This window comes from Polaromonas sp. Polasp52 (assembly GCF_059491565.1).
The window spans coordinates 137,645-163,741 of sequence record NZ_CP168513.1 but is presented as its reverse complement, the minus strand read 5'-3'; the positions used below and the strand labels follow the sequence as shown (position 1 = coordinate 163,741).

32 protein-coding genes are annotated in these 26,097 nt (G+C 62.5%); 17 read left to right on the top strand and 15 right to left on the bottom strand.

Annotated features, from left to right (window positions below; translation table 11 throughout):
- Positions 1-4: 4 nt before the first annotated feature.
- From ACEN9P_RS00820 to ACEN9P_RS00805, 4 genes are all read right to left on the bottom strand, one after another.
- Positions 5-295, bottom strand: a complete 291-nt coding sequence (locus tag ACEN9P_RS00820; protein ID WP_007873948.1) for a helix-turn-helix domain-containing protein — start codon at positions 293-295, stop codon at positions 5-7.
- A gap of 142 nt (positions 296-437) precedes the next feature.
- Complete coding sequence (locus ACEN9P_RS00815) at positions 438-860, bottom strand: PaaI family thioesterase (protein ID WP_477662016.1); 423 nt, start codon at positions 858-860, stop codon at positions 438-440.
- Complete coding sequence (locus ACEN9P_RS00810) at positions 850-1,380, bottom strand: SRPBCC family protein (RefSeq protein ID WP_413328329.1); 531 nt, start codon at positions 1,378-1,380, stop codon at positions 850-852. Before ACEN9P_RS00810 ends, ACEN9P_RS00815 begins: the two co-directional genes overlap by 11 nt.
- Positions 1,381-1,418: 38 nt before the next feature.
- Positions 1,419-2,036 (bottom strand): TetR/AcrR family transcriptional regulator, encoded by a 618-nt coding sequence (locus ACEN9P_RS00805; protein ID WP_495620830.1) that lies wholly within the window; start codon positions 2,034-2,036, stop codon positions 1,419-1,421.
- 120 nt (positions 2,037-2,156) lie between these two features.
- Between ACEN9P_RS00805 and ACEN9P_RS00800 the strand changes: the two genes are divergently transcribed.
- The 3 genes from ACEN9P_RS00800 to ACEN9P_RS00790 all read left to right on the top strand — a co-directional run bounded on the left by ACEN9P_RS00800 (position 2,157) and on the right by ACEN9P_RS00790 (position 4,770).
- Positions 2,157-3,347 carry an aminotransferase-like domain-containing protein gene (locus tag ACEN9P_RS00800; RefSeq protein WP_495622114.1) on the top strand — a complete coding sequence of 397 codons (1,191 nt, stop codon included), beginning with the start codon at positions 2,157-2,159 and terminating at the stop codon, positions 3,345-3,347.
- Between the two features lie 68 nt (positions 3,348-3,415).
- Positions 3,416-3,958 carry a hypothetical protein gene (locus ACEN9P_RS00795; RefSeq protein ID WP_477662018.1) on the top strand — a complete coding sequence of 181 codons (543 nt, stop codon included), beginning with the start codon at positions 3,416-3,418 and terminating at the stop codon, positions 3,956-3,958.
- Positions 3,955-4,770 carry a tetratricopeptide repeat protein gene (locus ACEN9P_RS00790; protein ID WP_495620829.1) on the top strand — a complete coding sequence of 272 codons (816 nt, stop codon included), beginning with the start codon at positions 3,955-3,957 and terminating at the stop codon, positions 4,768-4,770. Before ACEN9P_RS00795 ends, ACEN9P_RS00790 begins: the two co-directional genes overlap by 4 nt.
- Before the next feature lie 32 nt (positions 4,771-4,802).
- Here ACEN9P_RS00790 and ACEN9P_RS00785 read toward each other — a convergent pair whose 3' ends face one another.
- Together ACEN9P_RS00785 and ACEN9P_RS00780 are read right to left on the bottom strand one after the other, a co-directional pair.
- Entirely contained in the window at positions 4,803-5,249 is a 447-nt protein-coding gene (locus tag ACEN9P_RS00785) for an SRPBCC family protein (protein ID WP_495620828.1), read from the bottom strand.
- A gap of 134 nt (positions 5,250-5,383) precedes the next feature.
- Positions 5,384-5,740 carry a VOC family protein gene (locus ACEN9P_RS00780; protein WP_495620827.1) on the bottom strand — a complete coding sequence of 119 codons (357 nt, stop codon included), beginning with the start codon at positions 5,738-5,740 and terminating at the stop codon, positions 5,384-5,386.
- Positions 5,741-5,895: 155 nt separating this feature from the next.
- On the opposite strand from ACEN9P_RS00780, the gene ACEN9P_RS00775 reads away from it, so the two are divergent.
- The 6 genes from ACEN9P_RS00775 to ACEN9P_RS00750 all read left to right on the top strand — a co-directional run bounded on the left by ACEN9P_RS00775 (position 5,896) and on the right by ACEN9P_RS00750 (position 10,907).
- A complete protein-coding gene (locus ACEN9P_RS00775) occupies positions 5,896-7,134 on the top strand; it encodes an MFS transporter (protein WP_495620826.1) in 1,239 nt (412 codons plus the stop codon).
- A gap of 148 nt (positions 7,135-7,282) precedes the next feature.
- Positions 7,283-7,939 (top strand): hypothetical protein, encoded by a 657-nt coding sequence (locus ACEN9P_RS00770; RefSeq protein ID WP_495620825.1) that lies wholly within the window; start codon positions 7,283-7,285, stop codon positions 7,937-7,939.
- Positions 7,940-8,629 carry a hypothetical protein gene (locus tag ACEN9P_RS00765; RefSeq protein ID WP_495620824.1) on the top strand — a complete coding sequence of 230 codons (690 nt, stop codon included), beginning with the start codon at positions 7,940-7,942 and terminating at the stop codon, positions 8,627-8,629.
- A 99-nt stretch (positions 8,630-8,728) separates the two neighbouring features.
- On the top strand, positions 8,729-9,541 hold the full coding sequence (locus ACEN9P_RS00760) for a hypothetical protein (RefSeq protein WP_495620823.1): 813 nt from the start codon (positions 8,729-8,731) through the stop codon (positions 9,539-9,541).
- Positions 9,542-9,630: 89 nt separating this feature from the next.
- Positions 9,631-10,497, top strand: a complete 867-nt coding sequence (locus tag ACEN9P_RS00755; protein WP_495620822.1) for a GIY-YIG nuclease family protein — start codon at positions 9,631-9,633, stop codon at positions 10,495-10,497.
- Between the two features lie 44 nt (positions 10,498-10,541).
- On the top strand, positions 10,542-10,907 hold the full coding sequence (locus ACEN9P_RS00750; protein ID WP_495620821.1) for a hypothetical protein: 366 nt from the start codon (positions 10,542-10,544) through the stop codon (positions 10,905-10,907).
- A 16-nt stretch (positions 10,908-10,923) separates the two neighbouring features.
- Here ACEN9P_RS00750 and ACEN9P_RS00745 read toward each other — a convergent pair whose 3' ends face one another.
- From ACEN9P_RS00745 to ACEN9P_RS00730, 4 genes are all read right to left on the bottom strand, one after another.
- Positions 10,924-11,073 (bottom strand): hypothetical protein, encoded by a 150-nt coding sequence (locus tag ACEN9P_RS00745; RefSeq protein ID WP_495620820.1) that lies wholly within the window; start codon positions 11,071-11,073, stop codon positions 10,924-10,926.
- Positions 11,074-11,126: 53 nt separating this feature from the next.
- Positions 11,127-11,561 carry a hypothetical protein gene (locus tag ACEN9P_RS00740; RefSeq protein WP_495620819.1) on the bottom strand — a complete coding sequence of 145 codons (435 nt, stop codon included), beginning with the start codon at positions 11,559-11,561 and terminating at the stop codon, positions 11,127-11,129.
- Between the two features lie 68 nt (positions 11,562-11,629).
- Entirely contained in the window at positions 11,630-12,436 is an 807-nt protein-coding gene (locus ACEN9P_RS00735) for a hypothetical protein (RefSeq protein ID WP_495620818.1), read from the bottom strand.
- Between the two features lie 269 nt (positions 12,437-12,705).
- The gene (locus ACEN9P_RS00730) at positions 12,706-13,479 is read right to left on the bottom strand and encodes an SDR family NAD(P)-dependent oxidoreductase (RefSeq protein ID WP_495620817.1); all 774 of its coding nucleotides are present in this window, start codon (positions 13,477-13,479) and stop codon (positions 12,706-12,708) included.
- Positions 13,480-13,635: 156 nt separating this feature from the next.
- On the opposite strand from ACEN9P_RS00730, the gene ACEN9P_RS00725 reads away from it, so the two are divergent.
- Positions 13,636-14,535, top strand: coding sequence for an AraC family transcriptional regulator (locus ACEN9P_RS00725; protein ID WP_495620816.1), 900 nt, complete (start codon positions 13,636-13,638; stop codon positions 14,533-14,535).
- 68 nt (positions 14,536-14,603) lie between these two features.
- Here ACEN9P_RS00725 and ACEN9P_RS00720 read toward each other — a convergent pair whose 3' ends face one another.
- The gene (locus tag ACEN9P_RS00720; RefSeq protein WP_477662031.1) at positions 14,604-15,650 is read right to left on the bottom strand and encodes a Vgb family protein; all 1,047 of its coding nucleotides are present in this window, start codon (positions 15,648-15,650) and stop codon (positions 14,604-14,606) included.
- Positions 15,651-15,766: 116 nt separating this feature from the next.
- Entirely contained in the window at positions 15,767-15,979 is a 213-nt protein-coding gene (locus tag ACEN9P_RS00715; protein ID WP_495620815.1) for a DUF3606 domain-containing protein, read from the bottom strand.
- Between the two features lie 246 nt (positions 15,980-16,225).
- Here ACEN9P_RS00715 and ACEN9P_RS00710 point away from each other — a divergent pair, with 246 nt between their 5' ends.
- Entirely contained in the window at positions 16,226-18,682 is a 2,457-nt protein-coding gene (locus tag ACEN9P_RS00710) for a penicillin-binding protein 1A (protein ID WP_477662033.1), read from the top strand.
- 67 nt (positions 18,683-18,749) lie between these two features.
- Here ACEN9P_RS00710 and ACEN9P_RS00705 read toward each other — a convergent pair whose 3' ends face one another.
- Complete coding sequence (locus ACEN9P_RS00705; protein ID WP_477662034.1) at positions 18,750-18,968, bottom strand: CsbD family protein; 219 nt, start codon at positions 18,966-18,968, stop codon at positions 18,750-18,752.
- A gap of 306 nt (positions 18,969-19,274) precedes the next feature.
- On the opposite strand from ACEN9P_RS00705, the gene ACEN9P_RS00700 reads away from it, so the two are divergent.
- The 3 genes from ACEN9P_RS00700 to ACEN9P_RS00690 all read left to right on the top strand — a co-directional run bounded on the left by ACEN9P_RS00700 (position 19,275) and on the right by ACEN9P_RS00690 (position 21,702).
- Entirely contained in the window at positions 19,275-19,706 is a 432-nt protein-coding gene (locus ACEN9P_RS00700) for a surface-adhesin E family protein (RefSeq protein ID WP_477662035.1), read from the top strand.
- Positions 19,707-19,806: 100 nt separating this feature from the next.
- Positions 19,807-20,442 (top strand): FHA domain-containing protein, encoded by a 636-nt coding sequence (locus ACEN9P_RS00695; RefSeq protein ID WP_477662036.1) that lies wholly within the window; start codon positions 19,807-19,809, stop codon positions 20,440-20,442.
- Positions 20,443-20,556: 114 nt separating this feature from the next.
- Positions 20,557-21,702, top strand: coding sequence for an NHL repeat-containing protein (locus tag ACEN9P_RS00690; RefSeq protein ID WP_495620814.1), 1,146 nt, complete (start codon positions 20,557-20,559; stop codon positions 21,700-21,702).
- On the opposite strand, the gene ACEN9P_RS00685 is transcribed toward ACEN9P_RS00690, so the two are convergent.
- Entirely contained in the window at positions 21,695-22,534 is an 840-nt protein-coding gene (locus tag ACEN9P_RS00685) for a DUF2726 domain-containing protein (RefSeq protein WP_495620813.1), read from the bottom strand. The two genes, ACEN9P_RS00690 and ACEN9P_RS00685, sit on opposite strands and share 8 nt — an antisense overlap.
- A 100-nt stretch (positions 22,535-22,634) precedes the next feature.
- Here ACEN9P_RS00685 and ACEN9P_RS00680 point away from each other — a divergent pair, with 100 nt between their 5' ends.
- The 3 genes from ACEN9P_RS00680 (at position 22,635) to ACEN9P_RS00670 (ending at position 23,789) form a co-directional block, all read left to right on the top strand.
- A complete protein-coding gene (locus ACEN9P_RS00680) occupies positions 22,635-22,991 on the top strand; it encodes a translation initiation factor Sui1 (RefSeq protein ID WP_477662039.1) in 357 nt (118 codons plus the stop codon).
- A 26-nt stretch (positions 22,992-23,017) separates the two neighbouring features.
- Positions 23,018-23,227 (top strand): DUF3820 family protein, encoded by a 210-nt coding sequence (locus ACEN9P_RS00675; protein WP_007873974.1) that lies wholly within the window; start codon positions 23,018-23,020, stop codon positions 23,225-23,227.
- A 148-nt stretch (positions 23,228-23,375) separates the two neighbouring features.
- Positions 23,376-23,789, top strand: coding sequence for a hypothetical protein (locus ACEN9P_RS00670; RefSeq protein ID WP_477662040.1), 414 nt, complete (start codon positions 23,376-23,378; stop codon positions 23,787-23,789).
- 123 nt (positions 23,790-23,912) lie between these two features.
- Here ACEN9P_RS00670 and ACEN9P_RS00665 read toward each other — a convergent pair whose 3' ends face one another.
- The gene (locus tag ACEN9P_RS00665) at positions 23,913-26,027 is read right to left on the bottom strand and encodes an oxidoreductase (RefSeq protein WP_495620812.1); all 2,115 of its coding nucleotides are present in this window, start codon (positions 26,025-26,027) and stop codon (positions 23,913-23,915) included.
- Between the last annotated feature and the right edge of the window lie 70 nt (positions 26,028-26,097).

Genomic DNA, 26,097 nt, shown 5'->3' with positions numbered 1-26,097 from the left:
CCGGCTACCAATCGGCCGTGGGGCTGTTCGCGGTGGGGGCGGGTGGTGCGTCGGTCTCGGCATAGCGCCGCAAGTCTGCCAGCAGCACTCGCGCATCCAGCGCGTGCAACACCTGAAGCAACTGGTCGAGGCTTACCGCGCCGGGGTTTTTTTCAATATCGGCCATGCGGACTTGTTTGACGCCTATGCGCTGACCCAACGCGGTCTGCGTCAGCCCGCGTGCTTTTCGCAGCGATTTCAAATGCACTGACAGCTGTGCTGATGTCTGAACAGGAAAGGTTTGAAGTGTGCTCATTAATACCACCTTTGAGTGATATTTGCACAATATCGTTTTTATACAATATTGTCAATATATCGTTCAAAGGCGATCAAATGGCCCGGCTTGTGCTGTCCCGCCGGCACCGCGTTTTGCGAGGCCTGGAGCCTGTTAACAGTCCCTAGGCCGCTTTACGAATCGTGCCCTGCGCCGCGGCGCACAGCGTGCGCTCCCCACCGCGCAGCACAAAGATGTCGCAGCGGCACACGGCCTGCGTCTTGCCGCTGCCCACCACCGTGGCCACGGCCAGCAGGCGTTCGGCATCCCTGGCCGGCCGCAGGTAGTTGATCTTGAACTCGGCCGTTACCGAATCGCCCAGCACCGAACCGCCCGCGAAGGTGAGCGCGTTGTCCGCTAAATAAGACAGCACACCACCGTGCACAAAGCCATGCTGCTGCAGCAGGCCGGGCACCACCGGCACCGACAGTTCCGCGCTGCCGGGCGTAAAGGCGTCGAGCCTCGCATCCAGCAGTGCGCTGAAAGGCTGCCGGCTCAATACCTCGCGGCCGAAGCGCAGCAGCTCATCCGGTTGCTCAGCGGGCATGCCGGCTCCCCGCAAAAGGCGGTGCCGGCCGCCGGCGGCCGCCCGAGGCCAGCCAGCGCAGCAGCCGTACACCCGCCGTCCGCGCTACAGGCCGGGGCTCAATGCCCAGCGAGACCTGGGTCTGCGACAGCACGTCCTCCACGCACACGTCGTGCAGCGGCCTTATGACCAACAGCCAGTAGAGCAGGGCAGCGCCGCGCGTTCGCATCTCGATGCGATGCTCGAGCACGCAATGCGCGGGCGTAGCGTCCAATACCTCAAAGCCGTGCCAGCCGTCAAACCCCTTGGGCCTGGTGAACCGGAAACGCACCGACTGGCCCGGTGTGTAGGCCTCCACCGTATAGCGTATCGGGCCATGGCCGCCGATGGCGCCTACGGCCAGCGGCCTGTCGAACTTCATGCGCGGCCAGTCCCACCCCGGCCATAGCGCATCCGCCGGAGAACCCAGCGAGTCAATCAGCGTACCCACGCGTTCGGGGCTCGCATGCAGCAGGCGTTGATGAACGTTCACGACTTTCATACAGACACTCCTTGTTGAATTTCTCTTGGGTAGTCGGCTCAGGCCGCCACGGCCATCCAGGCGCCGTGCTCCAGCGCGGCCCGCAGCTTGGGCGCGACAGCCGGCTCAGGCTGGCTGACCCAGCGCTGCGTCAGCGACATGGACGGCGAAAACACCAGCGCCATCCACACATGAAAAGGCATGGCCCGTATCTCGCCGGCTTCAATGCGCTGCTCCATCCACAGCTTCAGCGCGGCTAAGGCGTGCTCATTGGCCGTGCTGGTCTCGGCACCGTCCGTCATGTCGCCGCCGCGGCGCAGCGTGTGCAGCAGCCGCGCCTGGTCCGGGTGCTGCAGCACCCACTGGATATAGGCGCGCACCAGGCCCTTGACGCCGGCCTGGGCCGAGGCCTTGCCGGCAATCGGCTGCATCAGCGCCGTGTGGAAGTCGCGCAGCATGTGGGCATACAGCGCATCGGCCAGCAGCGCCTTGGTCGGGAAGTGGTGGTACAGGCTGCCGTTGCTCACGCCGGCCTCCTGGCGCACCATGTCCATGGAGGCGGCCGTGAAGCCCTGGGCCAGGAACACCCTGGTGGCGGCCTCGAGCAGGCGATCCCGGGTAGAGAGGGGGGTGGAAGGCGTGGAGGAGGCGGAGGAGGGGGGAGCGCTGGAATCCATGACTAGAGTATTACTCTAGACCAGTACTCTGTCAATCACCCCTTGGCCCGCCTTGCCGCGGGCAGGCCGCGCCCAAATTGGCGACAATGCAGCCCAGAAAGCGAGAAACCGAACATGCCCCTGCACTTTGCCGACCGCCTCAACAACGTTGAAACCTCCGCCATCCGCGAACTCTTCAAGCTGCTGGGCAAGCCCGGCATTGTCAGTTTTGCCGGCGGCTTTCCCGACCCCGCCATGTTCGACGTGGCCGGCATCCAGGAAGCCAGCAACAAGGCCCTTGCGGAAGAACCCGGCGGCGCGCTGCAATACGGCGCCACCGAAGGCTACGGCCCGCTGCGCGAACAGCTCAGCGCCTTTATGGCCACCAAGGGCGCCAAAGACGTCGCGCCCGAGAACCTCATCGTCACCACCGGCAGCCAGCAGGCGCTCGACTTGCTCGGCAAGACCATGATCTCGCCCGGCGACAAGGTCATCGTCGAAGGTCCGACCTTCCTGGCCACCATCCAGTGTTTCCGCCTCTACGGCGCTGAACTCATCAGCGCACCCATCGACGCCCACGGCGTCAAGACCGACGAGCTCGAAAAGCTCATCGCCCAGCACAAGCCCAAGTTTGTCTACCTGATCCCCACCTTCGGCAATCCCAGCGGCGCGCTGCTGAGCCTGGAGCGCCGCAAGCAGGTGCTGGAAATGGCCGTCAAGCACCAGACCCTGGTCGTCGAGGACGACCCCTACGGCGACCTCTACTTCGGCGAAGCGCCGCCCCCTTCGCTGCTGGCGCTCAGCCCCAGCGTGCCCGGCAGCCGCGAGCTGCTTGCCCACTGCGGCTCCCTCAGCAAGGTGCTGAGCCCCGGCCTGCGCGTGGGCTGGATGGTCGCCCCCGCCGAGCTGCTGGCCAAGGCCACCATGTGCAAGCAGTTCAGCGACGCCCACACCAGCACCTTCGCCCAGGCCACCGCCGCCCAATACCTGAAAGCCGGCCGCATGCCCGACACCCTCAAGCGCGTGCGCAAGGTGTACGGCGAGCGCGCCACCGCCATGGGCAATGCCTTGAAACGCGAACTCGGCGACGCGATTGAATTCACGCAGCCGCAAGGCGGTTTGTTCTTCTGGGCCCGCCTCACGGGCGCGGGCGGCAAAAGCAAGGACGCCGGCGAGTTCGCCAAAAAGGCCATTGAACAACTCGTGGCCTTTGTCCCCGGCGCGCCTTTCTATGCGGCCAACCCAGACCTCGCCACCTTGCGCCTGAGCTTTGCCACGGCCGATGTGGCGAAGATTGAAGAGGGTGTGGGGCGGCTTGGGAAGGCTCTGTAAATAAAGGGTGAAAGCCTCGTGCAGGCAGGCGTCTTAAGTCCACATTTTCAGTTCAGGAAATAAATCGGATGACTCACAACAAAAGCTCGCTAGCCACCCTGACGCTGCTCTGCGGGTTGGTGCTCTGCGGCAGCGCGGCGTTTGGTCAGGTCAAGCGACCTTGCTCCCAGTACCTCAGTGATTCCGCTTCGGCGGGCCTTCTTGGCAAGGCAGCAACGACGGCGGACAAGGATGGGCAATATTCCAGGGAAAAGGATCAGGAAAGCCTTTTTTGCCATTGGGGTGCCAAATTCCCGCCTCATGTGCCGGGTGCACCGGAGATTTACGCTCAGTTGGACCTGCAAATTACCCAGCATGCGTCGGCGATTTCGCTCAAACAAGCAATACTTCCTTGGCCCACGGGACCCAAGATCAAACTGGAGAAAATTCCGGAGTTCGGGCCTGAGGGGGTGTTCTTTCAGGACTCGGATCGAAACGTGGCGATGGTGATTGGCAACAAGGGCTTGAAAGTTTTCAGCATTTCAGTCGATATGGGGTTGGTCAAGGCATTGCCATCGGATGTGCGGTCAAAGCTGATGCAAGCCGGAAAAACGGCGATGTCGACTTTGTGAACTCCATCCCTTCCCGGATATCCCGGGCCACCCGCCGCTCTTTCCTGCTGCTATCCTGCGCCGCCTTCTTCAGCATGGCGGCCGCGCCCGGGTTCAGTCAGTCGGGAAGCACACAGCCGGCTGCGCCGCCGCAAGCCACCGCAGCGCCCAATCCCGAAGACGCCGCGCTGGGCCAGCAACTGATGGCCGCTGCCCAATTGCTGCAACTCCGCCAGCCCGAGCGCGCGATCACCGAGCACCTCGACAAAATCATCGCTGCCTATGAGCTGCGCTACCAGGGCCAGGCATCCAGGCCCTACACCGGCCGCTCACAGATGGAGGGCCTGATGTACCTCCTGGAAGCGGCGGCGTCCAAACAAGAGCCCAAACAGGGCGCCATCATCGTGCCGCAGACCTGGTCCGACGCCTGGTACCTCAAGGCCTACGCGCTGATAGAGCTCAGGCGCGCGGCCGAAGCGCGCAGCGCGCTTGAAGCCGCCCTGGCCCTGGCGCCGCGCAACTCCCAGTACCTGGGCGAGCTGGGCACCTGGTACCTGGGCCAGCGCAACTGGCCCCAGGCCCTGAAGATTTTTGAACAGGCCGAAGCCGCCGCCAAGGAGTTTTCCCCGCCCGAGGTGAAGAACAAGGAGCTGTCCCGCGCCTGGCGCGGCATCGCTTATGTGTATGTCGAGCAAGGCCGCTGGGACGATGCCGAAAAGGTCTACCTGCAGTGCCTGGAACTCGACAAGAACGACAGGCGCGCCCAGAACGAACTTAATTACGTGCGTACCCAGCGGCCCGCACAGCGTGCGCCGGCCGCCGCCACGCCCTGATGCTGGCTTGATGACCAGCCACAGTTGGGGGCTTACTCGTTGATCTCCACCTCCACCAGCTTGCCCAGCAGCACCAGCGACTGCTGCCAGCCCACATAACACTGGTCCGCGGGGATCACCGCGGGAATACCTTCCTGCACCACCTGCATTTCCACGCCGGCCGAGACTTTGGCCAGCGTGATGGTGGTGGTCATCTCGCCCGGCAGGTTGGGGTCGTCGAACTTGGCGGTGTAGCGCAGGCGCTCGCCGGGCTTGAGCTCCAGGTAGGTGCCGCCAAAGGAGTGGCTGTGGCCGTTGGTGTGGTTGGTGAATGACATCTTGTAGCTGCCGCCGACCTTGGCGTCCATTTCGTGGACGGTGCCGGTAAAACCGTTGGGCGGCAGCCATTTGCTCATGGCAGCGGGGCTGAGGAAGGCGCGGTACACCCGGTCAGGGGTGGATTGCAGAACCCGGTGAAGCTTGACGGTATTGGTAGTCATGGCGTGTTTCCTTGGTTAGTGACAGAGACAAAAGAGAGAAGGCGGGGACGGCCCTCTACCTGTACGACGAACGGCCCGTGGCGGAATCGACATGGTGTTTGAAAAATCTTGAATATTTTCTGTCCGGTCCCGCTTCATTCCCGGGACCAGACCGCAAGCTCATACCCATCCGCGTCCAGGAAATGAAAGCGCCGCCCGCCGGGGAAGGCAAAAATCTCCAGCTTGATGGTGCCGCCCGCAGCCAGCACGCTGTCGCGCGCGGCCTCCAGCTTGTCGGCATACAAAATCACCAGCGGGCCGCCGGCTGGCGAAGGCGCCGCCTGCGTCGTGAAGCCGCCCTTCATCGCGCCGTCAGAGAACTCGGTGTACTGCGGGCCGTAGTCGGTAAACGTCCAGCCAAAAGCCTTGCCGTAAAAGGCTTTGGCTTTGGCGATGTCGCTGACGTTGAGCTCCACATAATTGATGCGGCAGTTCTCGGGTGTGGCGGGCATGGTGTCTCCAGGGGTTGGTTCTCAATCGACCTGCCATTTTGCACAGGGGGCAGGGTGCCATGCCCCTTGCCCATACGTTTCGCGGGTGTTTGCCTACAATCCGATACAGCGTGGGTGTGTCGCCCGCGGCACTTGATTCGGGCCTGTTCACCTTCATGACTTCCGCCGCCGCGCACAGCGCCACCCGTTCCGCCTCTTCGCCGATATCCTCCGCCACCCGCCGCTCCATCCTGCTGCTGTCCTGCGCCACTTTCTCGAGCATGGTGGCGCAGCGCATTTGCGACGCCATGTTGCCTGAGCTCTCGCGCGTGTTCGCCGTCAGCCTGGCGCAGGCGGCGCAAGTGGTGTCGGTGTTTGCCGTGACCTACGGCATCTCACAACTTTTTTACGGCCCGCTGGGCGACAGGCTGGGCAAGTTTCGCATCGTGACCTTTGCCGCGTTGGGCTGCAGCGTGGGCAGCGCGGTGGCCGTGTTCGCGGGCAGCCTGGACATGCTGCTGCTGGCCCGCATCATGATGGCCCTGGGCGCGGCCGCGCTGATCCCGCTGGCCATGGCCTGGATAGGCGACACCGTGCCGGCCCACGAGCTGCAGGAAATGCTCACGCGCACCGGCCTGGGCAGCACCCTGGGCATCGTCTGCGGCCAGCTGCTGGGCGGGCTGCTGACCGATGCGCTGGGCTGGCGCTGGGCGTTTGCTTTCCTTGTGCTGCTGTTTGGCGCTGTCGGCTCGCTGCTGTGGGGCGATTTGCGCCGGCAGCAGGCACTGCCAAAAGCGGAAGCAGCGCCAACACCGCAAGCGCCCGTGGTGCACCCGCATTTCCTCAAGCAAGCATTGGTGATCGCCAGCCGCCCCTGGCCGCGCACCATTCTGCTGCTGGCCGTGATTGAAGGCGCCATGGGTTTTGGTGTGCTGGCCATGTGGGCCTCGCATCTGCACCATGCTTTGGGCTTGTCGCTCTCGGCCGCGGGCGCCATCGTCGCGCTGTTCGGCCTGGGCGGCGTGGGCTATATGGCCGCCGGCCGCGCGCTGATTCCCCGCCTGGGCCAGCACGGCCTGGTGTTGCTGGGCGGCGCGCTGCTGGGCATCAGCGCGCTGGTGCTGGCCTACATACCGCACTGGGGCCCGGCCATCCCGGCCAGCCTGGTGGGCGGCTTTGGCTTCTTTATGTTCCACAACGTCATGCAGGCCAACGCCACGCAAATGGCGCCCGAGGCGCGCGGCACGGCCGTCTCACTGTTTGCGTCTTTTTTATTCCTGGGCCAGTCCCTGGGCGTGGTGCTGGCCGCGGCCTTGATAGGCCGCATCGGCAGCAGCGCCGTGGTGGCACTGGGGGGTGGGGTGATGGCGGTGGAGGGGGCTTATTTTGCTTGGGTGTTGAGGCGGCGAAATTGAGCTCTGCGGCCTTGTGGCTTTTTCATTCACTAGGCACGCAGGCGGTGTCGAACGTGATTTCGGCGCTTTCTCCTCCAATCAAAGGAGGAAATTAATTAACTTCTGTCATAAATTGTGTGGGCGTTAATCGCATCACTAGGGGGCATTTATGGCAACTCGAAAAGACAAGGAATTTGAACCGCCAGAAAGGCTCCGCCGGCGTCGAAATGCCGCCGGACACGCCGCAGCAAGAAATGCTAGGAGCCTTGATGACCTAATCGATGTCTACCGAACGCATTTCTCCCAAGGGCGAGCCGCTGAGCTGACTAGATATAAAAAGGATATTCAGTTTTCGAGAGCGCTTGAACTGGCTGCTAAAGCACTCATCCCCGCACCTGATCGGGTATCGGGATTTTTAAGAGAGCCTCATCAGTGGCGCTTGAAAGCAGCAGATCTCAAACAAGGTTACCTGGAGTTAAAAAAGCTTCGCCTCGATTTGCTCAGTGATCTCACGTTTGAAGAACTACTGATAAAAACTAAAAGCGTTGCAAAGTCGATCCCTGGGTTGGGTGAGATGTGGTCATTTGATACAGCATTTCGTCTCAGTATCTTTTTTGATTGTGAGCCTAAAGATATCTATCTCCATGCTGGATGCCGCAAGGGAGCTAAGAAATTGCTGGGTCCTATTAGTACTGATCACGTTCCTCTTTACACGTTCGGGGCACTTGGAAAAGAGCTTGGACCAGCTCATTTAGAAAGTTTTTTGTGCACGTTAAAAGACTACCTAAATCTCGCGATGACTAAAAAAATAGCTAATGGTAGTTAGATGATTTCAAACCTTCTTCCAAGCTCAGTATTGACTCATCTTCATGATCGTTACGCGGGTGGTGTGGCAGACGCGGAAGCAACTTACTTTGAAAATCGCGCAGACGAAGATTCATTGACAGGTGCATTGGGACAAGCACTCTCATCAAAAGGTATCTGGATCGTTCGAGAGGGTGAAGCTGAATACCACGTGCAAATCAGGTATGAAAAAATTCGCGGCCGAGGCCCGGGCGCTGGAGAGCAAGTAACGGGGGGCGATGGTATTTTTCAAATAGCTGTATTTAGCGAAATTGGCGAATACTTGGAAGGAAAGGGGTTGCCGTTTCAGGCAAAGAAGGAATGGACCGGACGAGACACGAATCTGTTTAAACAAGCGAAAAAGCTAAAAACGTTCGGTAAAACTGGGATCGCAATTGATTTCTCTCCAAACGGCTATAAAGCATGTTCTATCGGCGACGTACTCACTCATCAGGGAGACAGACGGGCATTGGAAGCCGCGGGCAGAATGAGTTCACTAGGGCATATGCTAGGTTCGGATTTTCTGCAATGCAAGGTTGGACGGCGTGATCTATATTTTGATGCCAATTTAGGTAGGTTTCGGACAGGGACGCCCGTTGGTCCAACCCCAGCAGAGCTCATCAGCACTTCAGTAAGTCTAAGGTCCACTAGACAAGCCTATTCTGGTCGATGACCAGAAAGGAGTGGCACACAATCGGAGCGGTCTATGGGATATGAGCTTTGGGCATCGCCGACAACTGGATATCGGCGAAAAGGTACTCGGTTCAATGACTTGAGAGCGCTTATTGATGCCGGAATAACGGCACGTGCAATCCAGGAACCACTTCTGTCGTGCAATGCGGATACACCAAGTGCCGAAGTGGCGCAGGCCTTAAGGCGGCGAAGTTTTGACGTGGCTGGAGTTGCTGAAGTGGGTGAGAGCTGGCCAAAGAAGTGGGTCTTGGCTACATCGCTAAAGAGCGGTCTGGCACGAGATCATGCGCAAGCAATTAGTGTTGATCAACTGTTGGCTGATAGCACTCCTCTTGCACTTGTTTTTAAGTCCCTTAAAGAGCGGCAGTATGCATTCGTAATTGTTGGATCGGATGTCGCAGGCATAGTTACGCGAGCTGACTTAAATAAACCACCGGTACGAATGTATTTATTTAGCCTAGTGTCTTTATTGGAAATGCACCTAAGCTTCTGGATAAAAGCAGAATTCCCTAGAGACTCTTGGGTCGCGGAATTGTCCGAGAACAGATTGGCGGCCGCCAAGAAAATTCAAATTGCACGTAAAGAAAGGAGGCAAGATCCCTTTTTAGTGGACTGTCTCCAATTCTGTGATCGAAGAGATATCGCTAGTCGTAGTGACGTAATTCGAGACAAACTTCTGCTCGGTAAGAAGAAACATTCATCCCACTTTCTGAAGGAGGCAGAAGCATTGCGCGACACACTGGCGCACAGTCAGCATGATTTGGTCTCCGGGTCGTCTTGGGAAAATATGATTGATCTGATTGGATGGATGGAAAAGGTGATTCAAACTTCAGACGTTGAAGTGGAACGGTTGGCCGTAAAGTCGTCTGAAATCCCAGAACCCAATCATTAGATTGCTTCCTTAACTAGGGCTACTTGATTGCGTATGGGAAGATCGATAAAGGGAAATTCGATAGTGAATATTCAGAAGGTAAAAAAGGGATGGGACGAAAACTCACGATTTTTATGTTGGACGGAACAGTTACCGGTCCTAAAACTATCGAAATTGGCAACTGGTCAGGTAAAGCAATTTATTCTCCCAGGGCATTTTTGAAGAATTTACTGACAAGAGGTGAATTTGACTCGCCTGGTGTTTACTTTCTTCAAAGTCAAAGTGAGTCGTATGAATTTGATGGGAACGTATATATCGGTGAGGCGGAGGAGCTTCGAGCGCGACTTAAACAGCACATTTCAGATAGGGACTTCGAATCAGTTGTGTGTTTTTTGAGCAAAGATGAATTGCTGACCAAGGCCCATATCAAATATCTCGAGTCCAAGCTCGTTGGGATTGCGCGAGAGGCAAACAGCTCTTTGGTAGAAAACAGTGCTACGCCACGAACACCGCGTCTGTCGGAGGCTGATGTTTCCGATATGGAGTATTTCATCGAGCAAATACGCCTGATTCTTCCTGCTGTTGGGATCAATACGTTAGTCACTGCAGCGCCTCATGCGGTGTCGTCTCGGCCTTCGCTGGTTGGAGATAAGGAATACAGAGTTAACTCAAAGACATTACAAGCCACCATGGTCGAGTTGGATGGGGCATTTGTTGTGCGAAAAGGTTCTCGAGCTAGCGCAAAAACTTCGCCTTCGATTGCTGCGGGCTGGCTAAAGATTAGGAAAAAACTTTTGGATGCGGGTGTTCTTTTGCCGCGTGACGGCCAGTTAATCTTCTCCGAAGATGCCGTCTTCTCGTCTCCTAGTGCTGCTTCTTCCGTAGTTTTGGGACGGCAAGCGCCGGGTCCGGTCTCCTGGATTGATGAAAAGGGAAAAACATATAAAGATGTTCAACGTCAATTGCAAAAGGGCTAAATGATGAAATTCCTGACGGTGGTGCAAGTTTGAGGGAGATTGAAATGGATGTTCATGGATTCTCGCAAGAGCATTGGGAGCAAGCCAAAGTTGAAATTCAACAGCTATTGGCTGAGCGTGCAAAACTGCGTGGAATGATTCCTTACTCGGAACTTGTCGCAACACTTCGGTCTGTAAAGCTTGAACCGCGCGATCCACGACTATTTCAGCTTCTTGGTGAAGTGTCCTCTGAGGAGGACGCTGCTGGTCGAGGAATGCTAAGCGTTATCGTTGTGCATAAGTTCGGGGATATGCAGCCAGGTCCTGGCTTCTTTGAGTTGGCAAAATCGCTTGGTCGCAACACCTCAGATGTTTTGACATGCTGGATTAAAGAATTGAAAAAAGTACACGCGTATTGGTCGAATACGTAGAACTGCATCGCGATCCTCACCCCGTCCTAATCACCGTCACAAACTCCGTCCCACTCTCAGGCAACCAGACCTCCCCGGGCCGCCCCAGAATCTGCCGCACCGCGGCATTGGCGCGCGGCAGGGAGATCACATCAAACTTCTCGCTGCCCAGGTCAAAACGCAACATCGCGTTGTTGCTCCTTCGTGAGCGTTGTCAGGGGCGAATGCCTGACATCCCCATCAAAGCCCAACACCTCGAGAGGCAAACTCCACAACTGCCGGGTCACGAAGAAGAATGGCCTGCGCCAACTCGCGCGCCTGGGTGCTGACGGCATATTGTTGTGCTTCGGCGGCGGAGTATGTGTTGCCCAGTTCGGCGCCCCAGACGGCGTCGGAATCCACCAGGACGAACTCGGGGACCGGTTGGGAAAAAGAGGCGTGAAAGGCAATGATGTGCCGGTTTTGCCATGTGGTGCCCGTACCCCATTCACCCACCGTGATTTGCAGGTCAAGCCCGCGCTGCCGGTCGCCCTCAAACCAGCGGGCGAGGTAGGTGGCCAGTGGAGCGCCCGCCCTGTAGATGTCGCCGTGCGCAACGCACACGGGCTCCGTGCAGCCTTCAAAGTCCTCGTAGATGTCGCTGCCCAGTTCGGTGAATGTCAGGTCCTCAGACATGCCTGGCCCTTGCGGAAGCCGTGCTGGCTGGAATGCTGCTACTGAGCTTCTTCACGAACCACGCCTCCTCACTTCGATTGAGAGAAAACTGGCTCGGCGAAATCCTGAGGGGTCAGCGTGACATCGCCGTCGAATGCACGCGCCACCGCAGCGGCATAGACCGGCGCCCAGTTTTTCAGAGCTTCATAGAAATTTTCGCGGGCTGAGTTCTGCGTCACCACCTTGACATTCCAATCGTTAAAAGCGCGAGCGGATTTCTTGCTTTTAGGTATTCCATAGGGCTGAGGGTTAAAGGCGACTCGCATCACGAGACAGTCGTAAGACGTGTATTTGGTGACGATGATGAAAGGCATGTCGGAAGAATATTTGATGCCGGCCGATACGATGTCGCGAGCCCAAGCTTGGAAAACCTCGCCTCTGGATCCATTGACAATACCGCTTAGATAGCCTATTCGAATACAGAACTGATCGTTAAAACTGCGCTTTCGGTCGTCAATCCAGTAAGAATCGCCCAGCGTTTTGCACGGCTCATCGACCCAATTGAGGTTATTGGATTGCTTGGTTGCCGATATCGTCAAAAGCCGGTTGAGTCTTCCTTCCAGAACTTCGTCGAAAGTGATATCAAGCATGGTCGCACCACCGCCAGATGTGCTGGCGTCGCGCTCGGCATGGTAGATGACGCGCCACTTTCCCGCTGGCAAAGTGATGACGCGGCGGCCGTACTTGAACGCGCCTGAGACGGTGTCGCCAGCATGCAATGAGCCGGCCGTTACAACCGGCTCTTGTGCGTACGTGAACTGAAGCGAGAAAAGAAGTAGCGCCGCAAGTGATCCCCGGAGAAGCGTCGATGTGGTTTTGGTGGTGGCTGGCAGCATTGGATCCCTCGGTTTGCTGGTCGTTTTTATTGGGGAGCAAAATTAGCCCCGATGGCGAGTATGGTATCTGCCGCTGAGCTTGTCATCCTCTAATTGGAGTTCTTGAGCTTGAGTCTTTAGGGCTGGATTTAACCTGCGGGGCCAAGACAATCGTCTGCACCGCCTGTTTTTTTCAAGCGGTCAATTTGCGCTCACCCCGTCCTGATCACCGTCACAAACTCCGTCCCACTCTCAGGTAACCAGACCTCACCGGGCCGGTCCAGAATCCCTCAAATCCCCTGGCCCCCGGATACCTCAATCCGCTGGGCATTCACCCAACGGTTGTCTTCGGTCAACAGGCTCGCGATCATGGGGCCTATGTCGTCGGGCAGGCCGGCGCGGCCCAGAGCCGTGATGCCCGCGAAGATTTTGTTGATCTCGGGGTTGTCGCGCACGGCGCCGCCGCCGAAGTCGGTTTCTATCGCGCCGGGCGCGACCGTGTTGACGGCGATGCCGCGTGCGCCCAGTTCCTTGGCCATGTAGCGGGTCAGCACTTCCACGGCGCCCTTGACCGCCGCGTAGGCGGCGTAGCCGGGGTAGGAGGTTCTGGTCAGGCCTGAGGACAGGTTGACGATGCGGCCGCCGTCGGCAATCAGGGGCAGCAGGGTTTGGGTCAGAAAGTAGACGCCCTTGAAGTGCACGTTGACGAGGCCGTCGAATTGCGCTTCGGTCGTGTCGCCTATCAGGGCGTAGTCACCGTGGCCGGCGTTGTTGACGAGGTGGTCGAAAGTGTCCCGCTGCCAGCTGCCCTGCAGCGCGGCACGCAGGCGGTCGGCGAAGGGCGCGAAGGTGGCGACCTTGCCGGTATCCAGCTGCAGGGCCACAGCCTTGCGGCCCATGGCCTGGATGTCGGCGACAACGGCTTGTGCGTCTTCGGCCCGGTTCTGGTAAGTGAGGACGAGGTCGCCGCCGCGGCGGGCAATGCTGAGGGCGGTGTTGCGGCCCAGGCCGCGGCTGGCGCCGGTGATCAGGGTGATTGGGGTGATTGGGGTGCTGTTGCTCATGATAGGGTTTCTTGTCTGCAGGCTTGGTTGATGAGGATTCCAGTGTCCGGCGGGTGGGCCGGCGCGGGTTGCCGGAAATTCGGTGCTTCTTGCCTGATCCTCCAAATTTCGGCGCCGGGCTCGTGGCAACCGGCCGCCAGCGGTTAGGCTTGCGGCATGAGCACGCTGCCTTTTCTCCTGGATGTTGTCGGCCGTTATGCCGAAGCCCATGCCGACAAGGCGGGTCTGGCGCAGACGGCCATCCCGGGCCTCAGCCTGGTGCGCGCGACTTCGCCCAGCGGCCTGGTCCATGCCATATCGCAGCCGCTGGTCTGCCTCCTGTTGCAGGGCAGCAAGCAGGTGGCCATGGGCACACAATCCTTCGCGTTCAGCGCGGGTGAAACCCTGCTGATCACGGCGGACGTGCCGACGGTCAACCAGATCACGCGCGCAAGCCTCGCCCGGCCTTACCTCTCGCTGGTGCTGGAGCTGGACCTGGCGGTGATCGCGGACCTGGTGCTGCAGATGAAGGACGGGCCCGTGCCCGACACGGCGGCTGTGCGGGTGGGCGCCACCGAAGCCGAGGTGGCCGAGGCGGCGTTGCGCTTGATGCAATTGCTCGATCGCCCGGCGGCCTTGCCGGTGCTGCGGGCGCAACTGGTGCGCGAGATGCACTACTGGCTGCTGGCGGGCCGGCTGGGCGCCGCGATACGGCGACTGGGCTGGCCTGACGGCCATGCGCAGCGTGTGGCGCGCGCGGTGTCTGTGCTGCGGGCGGATTTTGCGCGGCCTTTGCCGGTGGAGCGACTCGCGGGCGTGGCGGGCATGAGCCCGTCTTCATTTCACCAGCACTTTCGCAGCGTGACCTCGCTGTCGCCGCTGCAGTTCCAGAAACAATTGCGGCTGATCGAGGCGCGGCGTTTGATGCTGTCGGAAGGCTTGAGCGCGAGCAGCGCGGCGTTTGCGGTGGGCTATGAAAGCGTGCCGCAGTTCACGAGGGAGTACGGCCGCATGTTCGGCTTGCCGCCGGTGCGGGAAACGGGCGCGACGCGAAGCAGGGCGGCGGCGACAGCCTGAAGATCGCCGTCATGCGCAGCGCGCTGGGGGCTTGCCACTGCCGGGTGCTGTCGGGTGCTGCCGGATGCTCACCCCGTCCTGATCACCGTGACAAACTCCGTCCCGCTCTCAGGCAACCAGACTTCCCCAGGCCGGCCCAGGATCTGCCGCACCGCGGCATTGGCGCGGGGCAGGGGGATGACGTCAAACTTCTCGCTGGCCGGGTCAAAACGCAGCATGGCGTTGTTGCTCCATTCCGAGGCCCAGATGATGTCCTTGTTGTCGACATAGACGGCATAGACATGCGGGTCGGCGCCTGGGGCCTTCCAGGTTTTCCAGCTGCTGGGGCCTGTGCCCAGTGCGGGGTCGTGCATCGACAAATTTCCGCTGCTCCATTCCGAAACCCAGATGCGGCCCTTGCTGTCTGACCACACCCGTCTTGCGCCCTGGCGCGGCGTGGGCGGTTCGACGATGCGGGATTCGCCGGTCTTGGTATCCATATGGGCGATAAAGGAGCCGGCCAAGGAGCACCACCAGATATCGCCCTTGGGTGTGGCGCAGATGCCGTAGGGGCCGCGGCCGCGCGGGGAGTCCTTGACGGTGACGGTGCCGCTGCGCACATCGACCTTGCCGACGTAGCCGCTCTGGCCGGTGAACCACAAATTGCCCTCGCCGTCGAAGGCGCAGGTGTTGAGGTTGGCGTACGGTGTGCCGGTGGGCAGGGGGAAGACTTTGACCTGGCGCGAGGGCCAGGCGACGCGGGCAATCGCGTTTTGCCCGCCGTCGGTCAGCCAGGCCGCGCCGTCGGGGCCGGCAATGACGCCGTGGGGTGATGAGCCGCCACCCAGGGCAACCAGTTCGGTCTTGCCGCTGCGCGGGTCAAACCAGCCCAGGTGGCCGCTGCGCTGGGCTGAAAACCACACGCCGCCGTCGGGTGCGGGCGCGATGTCGTGGATGCCGGTGGCGGAGCGGGTGCCTAGCGGCCAGGATTGCAATCGCTGTGTATGCGCCGTTGCGCTGGGCGCCTGGGCTTGCGCGCCGCGGGGCGAGAGCAGGGCGGCGCCCAGGGCCGGCAGGGCCGCCAGCGTGGTGCGGCGCTTGAGGTCGAAGCTAAAGGCGAGCTGCTGCATTGCCATGGCAATACCTCCTGCGGCGCAGGGCGGCTTGGCCGCTGCGCGGAACACGGTGGATGGACGGGCGAAACGGAGAGAGCGGGGTGCTCAGCCCATTGTGGCGGCAACAGCGGCGGCCATCAATGGGGCTTGTCCCTGTCCTCTTTGCTGCCGTCCTGGAGGTATTTCTCGACCTTGCTGGCCTTGTCGCCGACGGCGGCGATGGCGCGCCTGAGCTGTTCGCGGTCGGCGTGCAGCTTTTGTTCCCACACGGCGGCGGCCTGGGGGTTGTGGAGGTTGATGCGGTCGGGTTGCACAGCATGCGCAAGGGGGCGGTGCGGGAGAAAGCTCATGGATGGAAGTCTCCTTGGCGTCTGTATGTGGCGTCTGTATGTCTATAGAACTACCTTAGCGCCAAGCGGGCCTGGCCTTTGTAGGCCGCCGCCGATATTTGGGCGGGGTGGCGGCAGGGGCAGCGGCCCTGAACACATGTGTTTTCCCCGGCTTTGCCGGCTTTTCACCATCCTTGCGTCACCCTTGCGCCACCGCGCCGCCGTCCTACAAAAGGGGTTTACAGCGCCCCAGTAAACTTGCAGGCAATGAAGAACCCCTTCCAGACCCTTTTCCAGGCCCCCCTGGGCCCGCGCCTGCGCGCATTCGCGGCCTCGATTCCCGGCCGGCTGCGCAACCTGACCAAACGTGATGTGGCCCTGGCGCTGGCCATGGTCCCGGTGCTGCTGCTGCTGTATACGGTGCTGCTGCTGCCGTTCACGCCCAGCATCAGCGATTTGCTCAAGGCCAAGACGGCCAAGCCCTCGGTGCTGATGTCGGTGGACGGCCAGGAGCTGGCGAGCTTCCAGCGCGCCAACCGCGACTGGGTGAAGCTCGACGCGATTTCGCCGAATGTGGTGGCCGCGCTGATCGCGACCGAGGACCACCGCTTTTACGATCACCACGGCATGGACTTCCGGCGCACGGTGTCCTCGGTGCTGCTGACGCTTGTGGGCCGCAAGCAGGGCGGCTCCACGCTGACGCAGCAGCTGGCGCGCAATATGTACCCCGAGGAAATCGGCCGCTCGGCGACGCTGACGCGCAAGCTCAAGGAGGCGATCACGGCCTTCAAGATAGAGGCGGTGTACAGCAAGGACGAGATCCTCGAGAGCTACCTGAACACCGTGCCCTTTCTCTACAACGCCTACGGCATAGAGATGGCGGCGCGCACCTATTTCGACAAATCGGCCAGCGAGCTGGACGTGCTGCAAAGCGCGACGCTGGTGGGCATGCTCAAGGGCGCGAGTTATTACAACCCGGTGGTCAACCCCGACCGCGCGCTGCAGCGCCGCAACATCGTGCTGATGCAGATGGTCAAGCACGGCAAGCTGCCGGAAGACAAACTCGCGGCGCTCAAGAAAAAACCGCTGAAGATCGACTTTGAGCGCCTGGACCCGGAACTCGGCGAGATGCCGCACCTGGCGCAGCAGCTGCGCCGCTGGCTGATCGACTGGGCGGACCGCAACGACTACAACATTTACGCCGACGGCCTTGTGGTGCGCACCACGATTGATTCGCGCCTGCAGGCCATGGCCAACAAGGCGCTGGTGGCGCAGGGCGAGCGGCTGCAAAAAATCGTCGCGGGCGACTGGCGCTTTAACTCGGGCTGGAAGGCCAAGAGCGGTGCGCAGCGCGAACTGGCCCTGGCCTTTGTGCGCGACACCCCCGAGTACAAGGCCGCGCGCGCCGCGGGCCAGACCGACGAGCAGGCGCTCAAAACCCTGACGGCCAATGCCAATTTCATGCAGGCCCTCAAGGACGAGAAGACGCGGCTGCAGGCCGGCTTTATGGCGCTGGACCCGACGAACGGCCAGGTGCGGGCCTGGGTGGGCAGCCGGGATTTTTCGGACGACCAGTTCGACCATGTGCAGCAGGCGCGCCGCCAGCCGGGCTCGACCTTCAAGCCTTTTGTGTATGGCGCGGCCTTTGAGGAGGGCGCCCGGCAGAGCGACGGTTTTGTGGACGGCGTGGTGGAGATCCCGCTGGGCAACGGCGCCTTCTGGCGGCCCACCGACGGCGGCGGGCCCAGCGGCGAGTTCATGAGCCTGCGCCAGGGTTTGATGTTCTCCAAGAACACCATCACCGCGCAGGTGATGCAGGTGGTGGGCCCGGCCCATGTGGCCAAGCTGGCGAAAGCCATGGGCGTGCGGCAAAGCAAGCTCGAGGAAGTGCCCTCGCTCGCGCTGGGCACCAGCCCGGTGACGCTGAAGGAAATGGTCACGGCTTACGGCACGCTGGCCAATGACGGCCGCTATATCGAGCCCATCATCGTCACGCGTGTGGAAGACCGCAACGGCAAGGTGCTGGAACAGTTTGAAGCCAAGGCGCCGGAGACGGTGATGTCGGCCACGGTGGCGCAGACGCTGCTGGACGTGATGCGCGGCGTGATCGACCAGGGCACGGGTGCGGCGATACGCAGCCGCTACGGCCTGCGCGCCGACCTGGCCGGCAAGACCGGCACGACGCAGGGCAATACCGACGGCTGGTTTGTGATGATGCACCCGCAGCTGGTGGCGGGCGCCTGGGTGGGCTTTAACGACAACCGCGTGACCATGGGCGACAGCTGGGGCCAGGGCGCGCGCAGCGCGCTGCCCATCGTGGGCGAGTTTTTCCAGCAGGCGATCAAGGCCAAGGTGGTGGACGCCGAGCAGCGCTTTGCGGCGCCGCAGGGCGGCGGCGTGACGGACCAGGAGCAGCAGCGCGTAGAAGCCTTGCTCAACGGCGCCGAGCCGCCGCAGGAAGGCCAGCCGGGCGAGCTGCCGGCCGGCGTGGGCATGGTGGGCGCGTCAACGGGCGGGCAGGGCGGCGCGCCGCGCTGGCAGCCCGCGCCTGTGATCAAGTACGTGACCATCCAGGCGCCGGCCGAAAACCAGGTGCCGGCCGTGCAGGGTGGGGATTCGGGCGGCATGCCCGGTGTGGTGCTGCCGCCGCCGGCGCCGGTGGCGGCCGAGAAGTTGCCGGTGTTTCCGGGTGTGGTGGTGGGGCCGCCAATCGCGCCGCGCTAGCTTCTGGCACCCCCAAAAAAACGGCCGCTCGAAAGCGGCCGTTTTTCATTGGAACGGGAAAGCGCGATCAAGGCTTGAGCGGATCGCGCTCCAGGTCCTTTTTGATTTCCTTGGCGGTGTCCTTGATGTCTTCCTTCACATCGCCGTAGGCCTTCTGGGCCTTGCCTTCAAACTCGCGGGCATGGCCCTTGGCCTGCTGCTCGGTGTTGCCGACCATCTTGCCGGTGTGCTCCTGCACTTCGCCGGCGACTTCCTTGATCTTGCCTTTGACCTGGTCTTTGTTCATGGGGATACCTTTCGGGTGGTTGGGAGGGGACATGGAAAAACTCCATGCCTTCAAGTTAAGGGCTGGCTGGGGCGGCGCACGCAGGGAGGGGGCGCGGCCGGATGTCGGCTGCGGACTACAAGGTGTTGTTGCACCCTCAGTTTCACCTGTAGGAATATGTCTTTTCATGTGACAAGGCCGCTTGCCCCCGGTTAGACTGGTTTTGAATGCGACATTGTGCAAATGCTGCAAGTGGGGGAAACATTCTTAGGTCCCGCATCATCGGCTGCGGCGCCGCCTGAGGATGGACAACATCGAAGAGCTGCCATGAAAAAGAACATGCTGTTTTGGGGCTTGCTGGGAGGCGCCTCCGTGCTGCACGCGCAGGCCGCGTGGTTCACCGTGCTCGGCGACCCGCAGGACCCGGCGCTCAACACCATAGAGGTCGATCCGGTTCCGGTGAGCGTGCAGGGCGGGCTGCGCACCATGAAGATACGCGTGAGCCGCTCCCAGCCACGCACCAGCTGGGACGGCGTGCCTTACCGCTCCTACACCTCCACCGTGCAGTTCGATTGCGCGCACAAAAACGCGCGCTACCTCTCGCTGGAGTTTTACAAGGAGCCGCTGTGGCAGGGCGAGCCGCACCAGACCTCGAGCTATCCCGAAGGGGTGGTGCGGCACATGGCGTTTCGCGACGTGACACCCAACCCGACGCAGCGGCTGATACGCGCGGCCTGCCGCCCGGCGGAGAAAAACTAGCGGCGGCGCCGCCCTTGTGCCTTCGCGGGGCCGGCGCTACGATGGGGACGCCGCCATGTTGGGAGTGGCGGCGATACTCCCAGAAGAAAGGCTTCTCCTCATGCCGCAACTCATTGCATCGGTCGAAGGCGTCGAAATCAAGCATGTCTACCTGAAGAACGACCGCACGACGCTGGGCCGCCGGCCGTACAACGACATCGTGTTCGACAACCTGGTGGTCAGCGGCGAGCACTGCGTGTTTGAACTCAAGGGCATCGCCGACGTCTACCTGCGCGACCTGGGCAGCACCAACGGCACCTACCTCAACGGCCACATGGTCAAGGCGCGCGAGCTGCTGCACGACAACGACATCATCAACATCGGCCACTTCAAGATCCAGTACCTGGCGACGTCCGCGCACGACGAGCCCGCCGAGAGCCAGGAAACCACGGCGATGTCGCTGGACGCGATAGGGCTGCCAGGCACCGCGGGGGCGCGGCAGGCCAGCCTGCGTGTGCTGTCGGGCTCGTCGGCGGGGCTGGAAGTGCCGGTGGTCAAGGCGGTCACCACCTTCGGCCAGCCGGGCGTGGCGGTGGTGTCGATCTCGCACCGGCGCGACGGCTACTACGTGGCCCATATGGACGGGGAGACGCCGTCCACCCTCAACGGCAAGGCCATAGGCCCCAAGGCCACTCCGCTGTCACACCAGGACGTGCTGAACCTGGCGGGGACGGAGATGGAGTTCTTGCTGAAGTAAGACTGACTCCGTCTCCCAGGGGAGAGGGCACTGGGGGGACTGGGAAGATGCGCCGCCGCTTGGCGGCGCTTGGGCCCCATTCATAACAACATCGGCGGCGAGGGCGCACTCATCATGACCAGACGCGAATGGCAATTGGCCATCCCCATCCTGATCGGCCTTGCGCTGTGCGTGGCGGCCTTTGTGCATGGCCAGGGCATGGCCAACCCGGATGGGGGCATGGTGGCGCTGCGGGTGTTCAAGGCGCCGCAGGGTGAGCGTGTCGCCGTCGTTGCCAACAAGGCCTTGCATGTGCTTGATGCGCAGGGGCAGCGCATCGCGCGCCAGGACCTGAAGGCGCTGGGCCTGGGCGAGAGCCCCGGCGACATGGACTGGACGGTGGATGCCCGGCAGCGGGTCGAGGCCTGGTTTTTTGACGGCGCCGCCGTGCCCCGCGTGCTGCGTTGCGCCTGGAGCGATGCGCAGGTGCAGCTGGTGGACTGCCGCACGGCGATGGAAGGCCCGCAGCTCAAGAACAATGCACTGTCCCTGACCGTGCACCTGGCCGTGGACCGCACCGGTGAGCGCGTCTTCATCGCTGATGGCAAGGGCAGCCGCGTACAGTCGTTTGGCCTGGACGGCAAGGCCCTGGCCGGCACCGATCCGCAGGTGGCGCCGTTGCTGTTTCCCAACCGCCTGCGCTACCTGGGCAATGACACCCTGGTGGTGGCCGACAACGACCACCGCCGGCTGATCTGGCTGCGCGTCGCTCCCGGCCAGCCCACCGAGCTGCTGCGCAGCCTGGGCTCGGCCGCGCACGGCCAGGCCCGCCAGGGCCGCGGCAAGGTCACCGACGTGGCCCTGGGCCCGGACGGCACGCTGTGGATGCTGGCCGTGAAGCAGGGCCAGAAGGATGGGGACGTGCTGGTGTTCGACGCCCAGCGGCGGCCCGTGGCACGGGCGGCATTGGCCGATGATTCCGACCCCCTGCTGATCGACGCGCTGGGCGACACCGCGCTGGTCGGCGACTACAGCTTCATCAGGCTGAACCGGGTCGACGCGCAAGGCCGCGACCTCGGTGAGTTTGGCGACGCCGCTTTCCGTGGCGAACTGCGGGCCGTGCCGCAGCGGGCGCGGGCCGGCGTGCTTTGGAAAACCGGCGCCATGGCCATGGGGGGCGTGCTCATCGCGGCCGGCCTGGTGCTGGGCCTGCTGTTTGGCCAGAAACCCAAACGGCCAGAGCCGTTTGACGACCGCCCAGAACCGCAAGAACCTAGATGAGGGAACTGCTCGGGTTGGTGCTCGAGTAATTGACAGGCCTGCGCGGCGGGCCTTCGCCGGCCAGGCGCAGCGCGAAGGCGCGGGCCAGGGCCTGCAGTTTGAGGGTGGACTTCAGGTGCAGCGGCGTCATGCCGGCCTTGGTGAGGTCCGAGGCATTGCTGGACACGCGCGAGAGCTGCGGCTGCTCGAGCTTGGCGCGAGCCGGGCGGCGGGCGCGTTCGGCCGGGGCGAGTTTGGCGGCTTCGCTGGTGGCGGCGCCCAGGAATTTTTCGCGCAGCAGCGCGGCGCTGGGCCGGCGCTGGCTTTCAACAATCCAGTAGGGCAGGCCGGCGCGGGCCAGCAGTTCGCGTTTGAAGCCATGGTTGCGGCCGGTGACCTCGCCGCGGCCCAGCACGTCGATGCAGCCCAGCACCGTGCCTTTCTGGTCGGCCAGGGCGCAGGAAAAATTGACGGTGCTCAGCAGCGCCTGCCAGTGGGCGTCGCCGCCGCGCTGGTTGGGTTCGATAAAACCGGTGAAGGGGACTTTGGGCAGGATGCGGTGTTCGGGGAACACATCCTCCAGCCAGCGCCAGACCTGGAGCTCGTCGCGGCTGGCCAGGGGCTTGGCGCGCAGGGTGTGGTTGCGCGCCACTTTTTTGCGGGTGGCCACCACATGGGACAACCAGCGTTCATAAGCCAGGGCGCCCAGGGCCACACTGCCGACAAAGAGGAAAAACCCGATCAGAAAACTGCTGCCCGTCATGTTCGCGCCCTGAAATCGCCCGGAGGTCATGCTGAAGAAGAAGGGCGTCGCGCCTATCCCGGCCCTGTTTATAAGGGATATCAGGTACATTTTTGTTTTTCTGTGAACTACTTCACAATTTTTTACGAACGATCGTTCTAAAACCTGGCGCGCTGTCCGGCGGCCATCCCTTCTTCCTGGTTCCTCTTTCATGAAACAAACTCCCGCAGGCGGCCTGGTGTATTCCACCGAGGCCGGAAGAATGTGCCCGGCCTGCCGCCGGCCGGTGGCGGCCTGCAGCTGCAAGCAGGCGGCGTCGCCCGCGGCGGGCGGCCCGGTACGTGTGAGCCGCGAGAGCAAGGGCCGGGGCGGCAAGACGGTGACCGTGGTCAAGGGCCTGCCGCTGGACGCCATGGCCCTGGCGCTGCTGGGCAAGCAGCTGCGCACGGCCTGCGGATCGGGCGGCACGGCCAAGGACGGCGTGATCGAGGTCCAGGGCGACCATTGCGACACCGTAATGGCGGCGCTGCAAAAGCAGGGCTATGCGCCCAAGCGGGCCGGCGGCTAGGCGCGCCTTCCTCTAGATATATATAGATGAACCCCGAAGACCTGCTGCTGCTGGTGACCCGTGAAATGCCTTTCGGCAAGCACAAGGGCACGCTGATCGCCGACCTGCCGGGCAATTACCTCAATTGGTTCGCACGCGAAGGATTTCCCAAAGGGGAGATCGGCCGCCTGCTGGCGCTGATGCAGGAAATCGACCACAACGGCCTGAAGCCGCTGCTGGATCCCTTGCGCCGTTGAGCACCGCGGCCCTGCCGCGCGTGGCCTCCTACATTTGCAGTATTGCCCCCTGGTGCATTACTGCGCAGAATCCTTGCACTCGCGTTGGCCGGCAGCATGCCGGCCCAGGCCGCACCCCGCGCCGCAACGCCCGCACGAGGTGACCCGAATGGAATACGAACTGCCCCTGGAAACCAGGGCCAGGAAAATGATGGCAAGGTTCCGCACCCACGAGTGGCTGGGCCTGGCCGCGGGCTTCCTGATTTTTGCCGCTGCCGACCTGCTGCGCGCCTGGTGGGCGCCGCAGCTTCCGGTGTGGATGGTGCGCGGCTGGTTTTTCCCCATCATCGTGCTGGCCTCGGTGGCCGCGATTTACCTGTCGGTGTCCATGCACAAGGCGCTCAAGCAGCACAGCGCCGTCGACCCGCAGCGGCGGCGCGAGATGTGCCTGCTGTTCCTGCTGGGCTCGCAGGACCAGCAGGGCCTGCGGCTCATGAAACGCATCGCCATGGCGGCCAATGTGCATGCGCTGAGTTTCGGGATGGCGCTGGGGCTGCTGGTGTTCAGCCTTGTGCGGGTTTAGGGCCGCACCCGAAAGAGCCGTTCACAAACCCAGCGAAGCGGTCCTGGCTAGGCGCGCCGCCGCAGACAGTGCACCAGCACGGCAAGGCGGCGCAACAACGCCAGGAGGGTTTTTGAACGGCTCTCAAAGCGCTGCCGCGACCCTTGTTCCCTGATTGATCGCCCGCTTGGCGTCCAGCTCGCCGGCTTCGTGGGCGCCGCCTATCAGATGGGTCTTGACGCCGGCCGCGCGCAGCGGCTCCAGTAGCTCGCGCAGCGGCTCCTGGCCGGCGCACAGCACGATGTTGTCGACGGCGAGCACGGTGCCGTCCAGGCGCTTTTCGCCGAAGGTGATGAACAGGCCCAGGTCTGAGCCCTGCTCGCCTATGCGTTCGTAGTTGACGCCCGAGAGCATTTCCACATTCCTCATCTTGAGCGCGGCGCGGTGTATCCAGCCGGTGGTCTTGCCCAGGCCGGCGCCCAGCTTGCCGGGCTTGCGCTGCAGCAGCGTGACCTGGCGCGCGGGTGGCGCCACCTGCGGGCGCACCACGCCGCCGCGCACCTCGCCGGGATCGGCCACGCCCCATTCGGCCAGCCAGGCCGGCAAGTCGAGTGCGGTGGAATGGCCGGCGGGCGTGACCAGGAATTCGGCCACGTCAAAGCCTATGCCGCCCGCGCCTATCAGGGCCACGCGTTTTCCCACGGGCTGGCGGCCCAGCAGCACGTCGATATAGCTGAGCACCTTGGGATGCTCCTGGCCCGGAATGCGCGGGTTGCGCGGCGTGACGCCGGTGGCGAGTATGACTTCGTCGAACTTCTGCGCGATCAGGTCCTGGGCGCTGACGCGGGTGTTCAGGTGCAGGCGCACGCCGGTGCCGCTGATGCGGTTGCCGAAGTAGCGCAGGGTTTCCTCGAACTCTTCCTTGCCGGGCACGCGCTTGGCCAGGTTGAACTGGCCGCCGATTTTGTCGGCCGCGTCGTACAGGTCCACGCTGTGGCCGCGCAGGGCCAACGTGGTGGCGGCGGCCAGGCCCGCCGGGCCCGCGCCTATGACGGCGACGCGTTTTTTGGCGGGGGCGATGCGGATGACGAGTTCGGTCTCATGGCCGGCGCGCGGGTTGACCAGGCAGCTCGCGAGCTGGGCCTTGAAGGCGTGGTCCAGGCAGGCCTGGTTGCAGGCGATGCAGGTGTTGATCTCATCGGCCCGGCCCTGGGCGGCCTTGTTGACGAATTCCGGGTCGGCCAGGAAGGGCCGGGCCATGCTGACCATGTCGGCGCAGCCCTCGGCCAGCACCTGCTCGGCGACTTCGGGCATGTTCAGGCGGTTGCTGGTGACCAGCGGGATGGTCAGGCCCGCGGCGCGCAGGTCGGTGCGCAGTTTTTTGGTGACCCAGGTGAAGGCGCCGCGCGGCACCGAGGTGGCGATCGTCGGCACGCGGGCTTCGTGCCAGCCTATGCCGCTGTTGATGATCGTGGCGCCGGCGGCCTCCACGGCCTTGGCCAGCAGCACGACTTCCTCCCAGCTGCTGCCGCCGGGGATCAGGTCGATCATGGAGAGGCGGTAGATGATGATGAAGTCGCGGCCCACGGCTTCGCGGGTGCGGCGCACGATCTCCACGGCCAGGCGCATGCGGTTTTCGTAGCTGCCGCCCCAGTCGTCAGTGCGCTGGTTGGTGTGGGTGACGAGGAACTGGTTGATGAAATAGCCTTCGCTGCCCATGATCTCGACGCCGTCGTAGCCGGCCTCGCGCGCCAGCAGCGCGCAGCGTATGAAGGCGCGTATTTGCCGCTCTATGCCGCCGGCGCTCAGTTCGCGCGGGGCGAAGGGCGAGATCGGGCTCTGGATGCGCGAGGGCGCGACGCACAGCGGGTGGTAGCCGTAGCGGCCGGTGTGCAGGATTTGCAGCGCGATCTTGCCGCCTTCGGCATGCACGGCATCGGTGACCTGTTTGTGGCGCCGCGCCGCGCCCGAACTCGCCAGCATGCCGGCGAAGGGTTTGGTCCAGCCGGCGATGTTGGGTGAAAAACCGCCGGTGACCATCAGGCCCACGCCGCCGCGCGCGCGTTCGGCGAAGTAGGCGGCCATGGCGGGGAAATGCTTGCGCCCGTCTTCCAGGCCGGTGTGCATGCTGCCCATGAGCACGCGGTTTTTCAGCGTGGTGAAACCCAGGTCCAGCGGGGCGAGCAGGTGGGGATAGGGGGAGGAAGGGGAAGAGGGGGGCACGGCCACAAGCAGGTCTCCTGTCAAAACTGCCTGCATCGTAGTCGCAACGCGGGGCGCGACAAAGCCCGCCGGGTACTCTAGGGGACAGGCTCTACCGGGACTTGGC

Bases quoted from the DNA above. Each gene is read 5' to 3' on its own strand.
- ACEN9P_RS00820 (WP_007873948.1), bottom strand. From the start codon at position 295: ATGAGCACACTTCAAACCTTTCCTGTTCAGACATCAGCACAGCTGTCA.
- ACEN9P_RS00815 (WP_477662016.1), bottom strand. From the start codon at position 860: ATGCCCGCTGAGCAACCGGATGAGCTGCTGCGCTTCGGCCGCGAGGTA.
- ACEN9P_RS00810 (WP_413328329.1), bottom strand. From the start codon at position 1,380: ATGAAAGTCGTGAACGTTCATCAACGCCTGCTGCATGCGAGCCCCGAA.
- ACEN9P_RS00805 (WP_495620830.1), bottom strand. From the start codon at position 2,036: ATGGATTCCAGCGCTCCCCCCTCCTCCGCCTCCTCCACGCCTTCCACC.
- ACEN9P_RS00795 (WP_477662018.1), top strand. From the start codon at position 3,416: ATGACTCACAACAAAAGCTCGCTAGCCACCCTGACGCTGCTCTGCGGG.
- ACEN9P_RS00785 (WP_495620828.1), bottom strand. From the start codon at position 5,249: ATGACTACCAATACCGTCAAGCTTCACCGGGTTCTGCAATCCACCCCT.
- ACEN9P_RS00780 (WP_495620827.1), bottom strand. From the start codon at position 5,740: ATGCCCGCCACACCCGAGAACTGCCGCATCAATTATGTGGAGCTCAAC.
- ACEN9P_RS00775 (WP_495620826.1), top strand. From the start codon at position 5,896: ATGACTTCCGCCGCCGCGCACAGCGCCACCCGTTCCGCCTCTTCGCCG.
- ACEN9P_RS00770 (WP_495620825.1), top strand. From the start codon at position 7,283: ATGGCAACTCGAAAAGACAAGGAATTTGAACCGCCAGAAAGGCTCCGC.
- ACEN9P_RS00765 (WP_495620824.1), top strand. From the start codon at position 7,940: ATGATTTCAAACCTTCTTCCAAGCTCAGTATTGACTCATCTTCATGAT.
- ACEN9P_RS00755 (WP_495620822.1), top strand. From the start codon at position 9,631: ATGGGACGAAAACTCACGATTTTTATGTTGGACGGAACAGTTACCGGT.
- ACEN9P_RS00750 (WP_495620821.1), top strand. From the start codon at position 10,542: ATGGATGTTCATGGATTCTCGCAAGAGCATTGGGAGCAAGCCAAAGTT.
- ACEN9P_RS00745 (WP_495620820.1), bottom strand. From the start codon at position 11,073: ATGTTGCGTTTTGACCTGGGCAGCGAGAAGTTTGATGTGATCTCCCTG.
- ACEN9P_RS00740 (WP_495620819.1), bottom strand. From the start codon at position 11,561: ATGTCTGAGGACCTGACATTCACCGAACTGGGCAGCGACATCTACGAG.
- ACEN9P_RS00735 (WP_495620818.1), bottom strand. From the start codon at position 12,436: ATGCTGCCAGCCACCACCAAAACCACATCGACGCTTCTCCGGGGATCA.
- ACEN9P_RS00730 (WP_495620817.1), bottom strand. From the start codon at position 13,479: ATGAGCAACAGCACCCCAATCACCCCAATCACCCTGATCACCGGCGCC.
- ACEN9P_RS00725 (WP_495620816.1), top strand. From the start codon at position 13,636: ATGAGCACGCTGCCTTTTCTCCTGGATGTTGTCGGCCGTTATGCCGAA.
- ACEN9P_RS00720 (WP_477662031.1), bottom strand. From the start codon at position 15,650: ATGGCAATGCAGCAGCTCGCCTTTAGCTTCGACCTCAAGCGCCGCACC.
- ACEN9P_RS00715 (WP_495620815.1), bottom strand. From the start codon at position 15,979: ATGAGCTTTCTCCCGCACCGCCCCCTTGCGCATGCTGTGCAACCCGAC.
- ACEN9P_RS00710 (WP_477662033.1), top strand. From the start codon at position 16,226: ATGAAGAACCCCTTCCAGACCCTTTTCCAGGCCCCCCTGGGCCCGCGC.
- ACEN9P_RS00705 (WP_477662034.1), bottom strand. From the start codon at position 18,968: ATGAACAAAGACCAGGTCAAAGGCAAGATCAAGGAAGTCGCCGGCGAA.
- ACEN9P_RS00700 (WP_477662035.1), top strand. From the start codon at position 19,275: ATGAAAAAGAACATGCTGTTTTGGGGCTTGCTGGGAGGCGCCTCCGTG.
- ACEN9P_RS00695 (WP_477662036.1), top strand. From the start codon at position 19,807: ATGCCGCAACTCATTGCATCGGTCGAAGGCGTCGAAATCAAGCATGTC.
- ACEN9P_RS00690 (WP_495620814.1), top strand. From the start codon at position 20,557: ATGACCAGACGCGAATGGCAATTGGCCATCCCCATCCTGATCGGCCTT.
- ACEN9P_RS00685 (WP_495620813.1), bottom strand. From the start codon at position 22,534: ATGTACCTGATATCCCTTATAAACAGGGCCGGGATAGGCGCGACGCCC.
- ACEN9P_RS00680 (WP_477662039.1), top strand. From the start codon at position 22,635: ATGAAACAAACTCCCGCAGGCGGCCTGGTGTATTCCACCGAGGCCGGA.
- ACEN9P_RS00675 (WP_007873974.1), top strand. From the start codon at position 23,018: ATGAACCCCGAAGACCTGCTGCTGCTGGTGACCCGTGAAATGCCTTTC.
- ACEN9P_RS00670 (WP_477662040.1), top strand. From the start codon at position 23,376: ATGGAATACGAACTGCCCCTGGAAACCAGGGCCAGGAAAATGATGGCA.
- ACEN9P_RS00665 (WP_495620812.1), bottom strand. From the start codon at position 26,027: ATGCAGGCAGTTTTGACAGGAGACCTGCTTGTGGCCGTGCCCCCCTCT.